At 38.5% G+C, this 6,287-nt stretch carries 8 protein-coding genes; all 8 read right to left on the bottom strand.

Annotated features, from left to right (window positions below; genetic code table 11):
- On the bottom strand, window positions 1–646 hold a 646-nt coding region (locus tag AC1DUW_RS18790), incomplete at its 3' end, for an amino acid ABC transporter permease (protein WP_477643185.1).
- A 12-nt stretch (window positions 647–658) separates the two neighbouring features.
- Complete coding sequence (locus tag AC1DUW_RS18785) at window positions 659–1,480, bottom strand: amino acid ABC transporter substrate-binding protein (RefSeq protein ID WP_053345175.1); 822 nt, start codon at window positions 1,478–1,480, stop codon at window positions 659–661.
- 361 nt (window positions 1,481–1,841) lie between these two features.
- A complete protein-coding gene (locus AC1DUW_RS18780; RefSeq protein WP_477643184.1) occupies window positions 1,842–2,039 on the bottom strand; it encodes a hypothetical protein in 198 nt (65 codons plus the stop codon).
- 121 nt (window positions 2,040–2,160) lie between these two features.
- Window positions 2,161–3,216: an aminotransferase class I/II-fold pyridoxal phosphate-dependent enzyme gene (locus tag AC1DUW_RS18775; protein WP_477643183.1), complete on the bottom strand. Its 1,056-nt coding sequence runs from the start codon at window positions 3,214–3,216 to the stop codon at window positions 2,161–2,163.
- A 24-nt stretch (window positions 3,217–3,240) separates the two neighbouring features.
- Window positions 3,241–3,420: a hypothetical protein gene (locus AC1DUW_RS18770; protein ID WP_477643182.1), complete on the bottom strand. Its 180-nt coding sequence runs from the start codon at window positions 3,418–3,420 to the stop codon at window positions 3,241–3,243.
- A 130-nt stretch (window positions 3,421–3,550) separates the two neighbouring features.
- Entirely contained in the window at window positions 3,551–4,708 is a 1,158-nt protein-coding gene (locus AC1DUW_RS18765; RefSeq protein ID WP_053345173.1) for a trans-sulfuration enzyme family protein, read from the bottom strand.
- A 330-nt stretch (window positions 4,709–5,038) separates the two neighbouring features.
- Window positions 5,039–5,395: a DUF6531 domain-containing protein gene (locus tag AC1DUW_RS18760; protein ID WP_477643181.1), complete on the bottom strand. Its 357-nt coding sequence runs from the start codon at window positions 5,393–5,395 to the stop codon at window positions 5,039–5,041.
- Window positions 5,396–5,634: 239 nt separating this feature from the next.
- Window positions 5,635–5,763: a GapA-binding peptide SR1P gene (locus tag AC1DUW_RS18755; RefSeq protein WP_083450683.1), complete on the bottom strand. Its 129-nt coding sequence runs from the start codon at window positions 5,761–5,763 to the stop codon at window positions 5,635–5,637.
- Window positions 5,764–6,287 lie beyond the last annotated feature (524 nt).

Here is a 6,287-nt window from a genome sequence, read left to right as displayed (position 1 = left end):
GTCCTTGTGCATTCGAAAGAACGGTACTGAAAATCAAATAAATAAATCCTGCTAGACAATAGAGTACCAATGGTTCATAGGTTGTTGCGGTAATTTGCTGAGCAACTCTAAACATTTCAGTCACCGTAATGGTAGCGGCCAACGATGTATCCTTTACCAAGCTAATAAAACTGTTTGCCAAAGGCGGGACAGATACCCTTGTTGCCTGAGGGAGAATAATTCTTTTTAATGCCTGCGGATAGCTCATCCCAATAGAATAAGCCGCCTCCCATTGACCTTTGGAAATGGAGAGTATAGCCGCACGAATAATCTCTGAGTTGTAGGCGCCAACGCTAAGAGTAAAACCGATAATAGCCGACGGTAACGGGCCAATCGTTATACCAATACTTGGAAGTCCATAAAAAATAATAAACAACTGAACAAGCAGCGGTGTTCCTCTAACCACCCATACATAAAATCTTGCAATAACGTCCAGAAGTTTAATTCCCGAGATTCGAGCTAATGCTGTAAGTAAAGCAAGAAGGAGTCCCAGAAAAAAGGATACTAATGTCAAGGGAACCGTAAACGCAACCCCAGCTTTTAACATTGGGAAAAAGGAATTTACAATGATGTCAACAATTCGGTCCATTCTTTCGTCAGCAAACATGTAGACCCCTCCCTATTTTGAAACATCTTTTCCAAAGTATTTTTGTGAAATACTTAAATATTTACCATCCTTCATCATGTCAGAAAGCGCTTTATTTACGGCCTCTACCAATTCTTTATTCCCTTTTCTCATCATGACTCCCATTTTTGCCGGTTCATCAAGTTCTGCGACGGATTTAACTGGTGCATCAGGCTTTTGCTTTTTGAAATCAAGGTAGGAAAGTCCGTCATTTACAGCCGCATCCGCACGTTTTGAAAGTAATAAATCAATGGATTGATTATAACCTTCTACTCCAACGATCTCAGCACCATAAGATTCTGCTATATCTTTATAGTTACTAGTTAATGTCTGAGCCGATTTTTTTCCTTTCAAATCTTCAAATGATTTAATCGTATTATTCTCTTTGTGAACAATTAAGAAAGGTTTTGACATAATATACGGCTCTGAAAAATCGTATTTTTTCTGGCGGTCAGGAGTAATTCCTACATTATTAGCAATAATATCGAACCGCTTTGAATCGAGTCCTGCGAACATACCGTCCCATTGGGTTTCAATGAATTCTGGTTTCACACCAACTCTTTTTGCTACTTCCTCCGCGATTTCAACATCAAAACCGGTTAACTTCCCTGAAGAATCATGGTAACTAAAAGGTGCAAAGGTTCCTTCTGTTCCAATTTTAATGGTCCCATTCGATTTAATTTGCTCTAGCAAATCCTTACCCTCATCTGCCTGTTTACCTGGTTGACTTGCTGCCTGATTTTCGGGCTTTCCGCATGCAGATAATAGAAGTGCTACGAGTATCGAAAAAGCGATTATGATGAAACTCTTTTTCATAAATAATTCCCCCCTATATTTTTTAAAAAATGGATGATTTGCAGAATTCTAGTTTCACTATTCTGTATAATTCTAATATTCTGTAAATTTAATCTATATTTTTCAAACGCACTCCACCTCCTCCTTTTCGTTATCATATTATGCAAGAGTTATGCCAAAATAAAATCCTTGTTAATTCAACATTCCTACTATCGAACTAGTTGAGAAATTCCCATTTCCGCGACGAAAATAGTGATAACCTACCGCTGCGTACTGTTTTTCGGATTCCCAAATTTGAAAAAAATATTTCCAAATATTCGAAATATCCCCCACGGAGACGAAAAAAGATTGCAAATAAAATTTGCAATCTTAGGTAAAGAGATCAAACTTTTAGATTGTATCGTTCTAGCTTACGATAAAGTGTCGATAAACTAAATTTCAATTCTTCCGCTACTTTTTCCTTATCTTTTCGATCTTGACCACCTAAGAAGAAACGTTGGATAATGGATTTTTCATATTCGGCCACCGTCTCATCTAAACTTAACCCTCCGGTATGAATAGGTGCTTGAAATTGGTACAATTAATCCGGAAGATCATGAAAGCCAAGTACATCCGATTCTGCCATATTCACCATATACTCCACAACATTTTCCGTCACAGCTTTATAGAACATGGATTTAATTCTTTACAAGACTGATAGATCATTTCAAAAGGCGATCTAGATCGTTTAATTCAACACAAGAAAAGGCAATCCGAAGGTCCGTCTTTGCAAGGGAGATCGTTCCTACTCCATACTGATTGAGCAAATGGACCCTTAGTGTTTCAGCATCGGAATGCTTGATGCGAAGGCATACGAAATATCCTGAGTTGAAGGGATAGGGTTCAAATTCATCCGCAAATTTCCCGTCTGCTAAAATTTCCTTGACCCGTTTGGCCCTGTCTTCCATTACTGTATTTTTCTCGTTGCGCTGCATTTCGAATTCGGGATTTAATAAGGCATCCAAAATGATTGTTTGGGAAAGGTGCGGACTGCATGAGATCGTACTTCGAATAGAACCCATCGCCTTTTTCTCCAACGCTTCTAAAACCAGAGGATCTTGAATTCCAAATGTGAGAAACCCAACACGAAAACCCCAAGCATACTCTTCTTTCGTTGCCCCATCAATTTTAATCGGGAGGACACGTGGGTGTAATTCTACTAAACGAGCAAATATAGATTCCTTGATTGAATCTTCGTAAAATAATCCAAAATATGCATCATCCATAACAGCAACAATATTAACCCCAAGATCCGCTGCCTGCTTAATGGCTTCAAGAATTCCTTCTGCCTCTTTTTCCGTTGGAGTATATCCGGTAGGATTATGCGGAAAATTAAGCACAAGAATCGCTTTACCATTTTTGCAGGATAAAAGGGCCTCCAGCAACCCTTCAACATTAAATTCGTTAGCTTTCGTAAATAAAGGATAAGTCACGGTCTCGCTGCCATGGCGGACGTTGAAGAGAATCTGATAATTATCCCAATATTTATCCGGCAAGATAATTGAATCGCCTTTTTCCACAAAAAGGTCGGATACAATACTCAGGCCATGGGTCAGCCCGCTCGTCACAATCGGGATGCCGAATACCTTTTCTTCAAGTGAAGGATTATCCTTTAGAAGCTTTTTTCTCCAAACCTCACGCAGCTCCGGTTTTCCTGCAGGCGGTGCATAGGGATACAGATCTTTCGGATCGTAGGCGGAGAGGTTTTTATGAATCACATCTATATAAATGGGGTGTCCACCCTATGTAGCCATCCCGATTGTTGAATTGAAAATGTCCGCTTTCCCCCTTGCTTCTCCTGCTTGGCTGACAATTCCTTTTGGGAAATACAAGGATTTTCCTAACAATGAAAACATCTCATATACTGGTTTATTCCGTTCTTCAATAACATGATTTAATTCTAAAGCCAATGGGTTTAGCATTTTATCCCCCCTCTTTTTCTAGTTGGATTTTTCCAGATCATATTTAAGCTAAACGCTCAACAAATCTCCCGGTTTAATCCTATCCCCGGCTTGATTATCCCCGCCCGACCGTACCCCAGAAGCCGCACCGTTATTCTAATGCCATTTCGAGATCCTTCCATATATCTTCTACATCTTCAATTCCAACCGAAAAACGAACGAGTCCATCATAGAGACCTGCTTTTTCTCTTTCTTCTTTAGGGATTATCGCATGTGTCATCGAAGCTGGATGTTGAATTAATGTACCTACATCCCCTAGGGAAACTGCTAAAGTACTCAATTTTACTGAATTCATAAGTTTAACGCCTTTTTCGTATCCCCCCTTCAAGACAAAAGAAATCATTGCTCCAGGACCTTTCATTTGTTTCTCCATGATATTTTTATCTTCAAAACTTGCTAGTCCTGGAAAATAAACCTTCTCTATAGCCTTATGTTTTTCCAAGCGTTCAGCCAAAATTTGTGCATTTTCTTGTGAGCGGTCCATGCGAATGTGCAATGTACGTATCCCTTGAAAGAGAAGCCAGGCATCCATAGGGGCCAAATTTGCTCCCATAGTCTTCTGCACTTCTTTTCTCATCGGATCAATAATTTCCTTGCTGGAAATCACTAGTCCGCCAATAAGATATCCATGACCCGACAAATATTTCGTTGCACTGTGGACAACAATATCAATGCCGCATAGCATAGGATTTTGTAAATATGGGGACAAAAACGTATTATCAACAATAGTCAAGATACCCTTTTGCTTAGCGATCGCCGCTACACTCTTCATATCCACTAAGGAAAGCGTGGGATTAGAAGGAGTTTCAAAGTAGACCACTTTCGTTCTATCTGTAATGTGTGGTTCAAGCTCTTCCCCTGTCTTAAACGGTACAAATGTTACATCAATTCCAAATTTCTTTACTGTTTTGGATAGAAATGCGTGCGTCGCCCCATACAACGCTGTGTGTGCAACAACGTGATCTCCTGCCTGCAAAACACCTAAAAGGCAGCCAGTTATGGCAGCCATTCCAGATGAGAAAGCCAAACATCCTTCACCAAATTCCAATGCCGCTACCTTCTCTTCCAGTTCTCTTACATTTGGATTTCCCAGGCGTGAATACATAAATCCTGGATCTTCTCCTGCGAAGCGTTGTGCTCCTACTTCTGCATTATCAAAAACAAATGTTGAAGTCATATAAACAGGGGAGATGTGTGAGCCATGCCCTGGATCTTTATTTACTTTTACTAGTTTTGATGAATAGTTCATTATTATTACGCCTCCTAATCTTAGTAATCTGAAATGATACCGTTTTTATTTCTTCCTTTAAGTTGTATACAAATCTTTATATGCAAAAGTTATGCCAATTCTGTAAACCTTATAAAATCAACAGTTTTAATATTAAAATTCTTTATTTATTTTCACTTTTGCCAAGGTGCACTGCAAAACATAGTAATTATCGACTTACCACTTTAGCAATATTGATAATATTTTTCTAAAATTGGAAAGAATTTAGCTACCCTTCTAACTTCTTGGTATTTCATTTTGCAGACAAGTCACTGTTCCTTCTCCTGCACTACCTAAGAAAAAGAACCATGCTCAAATATTGAACTGTGCCTCCTCTTTTGTTCCATCTGTTTGCGTAATGGTGTAGGTTCTATTTCCATTTTTCTCAAGCGTTAAATAATCACCACCAGCAGCTAAATACCCCACACCTATCTTTTGTCCAAAGATGTGTCGCGTATTATCTTCATCGATCAGTGTAATGGGACCAGTTCCACCATCCACAAGTCTCTTTTCAACTTTACTAGTCCATCCATAACCAAACATTCCCGTAACATGGGATTTTCGATTGTTATACGTACGAGTCATACTTACTGGTATGCCACGTCCTGGAATCGATAAATCATTTTTCTGATAAACTAAATTTCCATTTGCAGAATTTACACCATCCAATGAAAGCGGTTAAATTTACTTACAGCGACCACTTCAGAAGCATTGACACTACGCATACTATTCCCCCATYTCACATCTAATCTTCCCTAGAAAGTAAACAAAATACCAATGTTCGTCTATATAGAACTTTGAAATTTTCAGAATTTTATTTCCCCTTTTAGATTGCATAAAAAAAGGGTGCCTCAGGTTAAAGCTCCTGAAACACCCTCGAATTCTATTATTATCAGAGATTATCTTTTTTATTTTTTCTCAGAGGCAGCTGTATCACAGCTGTGGCAGTTGTGATTGTGTGTATAAAGTACACTTACTTTTTCATCTTCAAAATGATCAATCGTGCTATTGCATGTTTGACAAACGATAGTTCCCATTTTTACAACCCCTTCCTCTATATTGTATGCATTAATGATTAAATGTAACCGCTTTATATGCATTATAATATAACACATTTATAATTTCAAGCTATAAAGTATAACATATATATTTTTCCCATAAATTCATTTAATTTAATGCCTTTGATTTATTTCTCTCTGGATTGCAGCCCGCTTAAAATTGTTAGTAGGACGGAGTCTCCAAGCTGCACGGTAGGCTGCTTCATTTTATCATGAAGCATTCAAACGTCTCTTCCATTCTCCATATAAAACTAGCTGGATAAAGGTCAGGGTATTCGAAGTCGTTTAGCTTGTTCTACTATCTTAAAGGTATATAACCACCATACAAAGGATTATGAGCAAATACCGCTAGCAGTTTGCCAAATAGGATCATCAATGTTTCATGTGACTCCAGTTCATACAGTTTTTTCATGATAGCATCTATAGGCTGCCTTGCCTATTCCTCCATAAACAACAAGCTCTTTCGGTTCCAAGATTATACATAGGATTCTAATAGCCGCTTC

The organism is Peribacillus sp. P4_C12, assembly GCF_056402095.1.
This window is presented reverse-complemented; position numbering and strand designations above follow the sequence as displayed.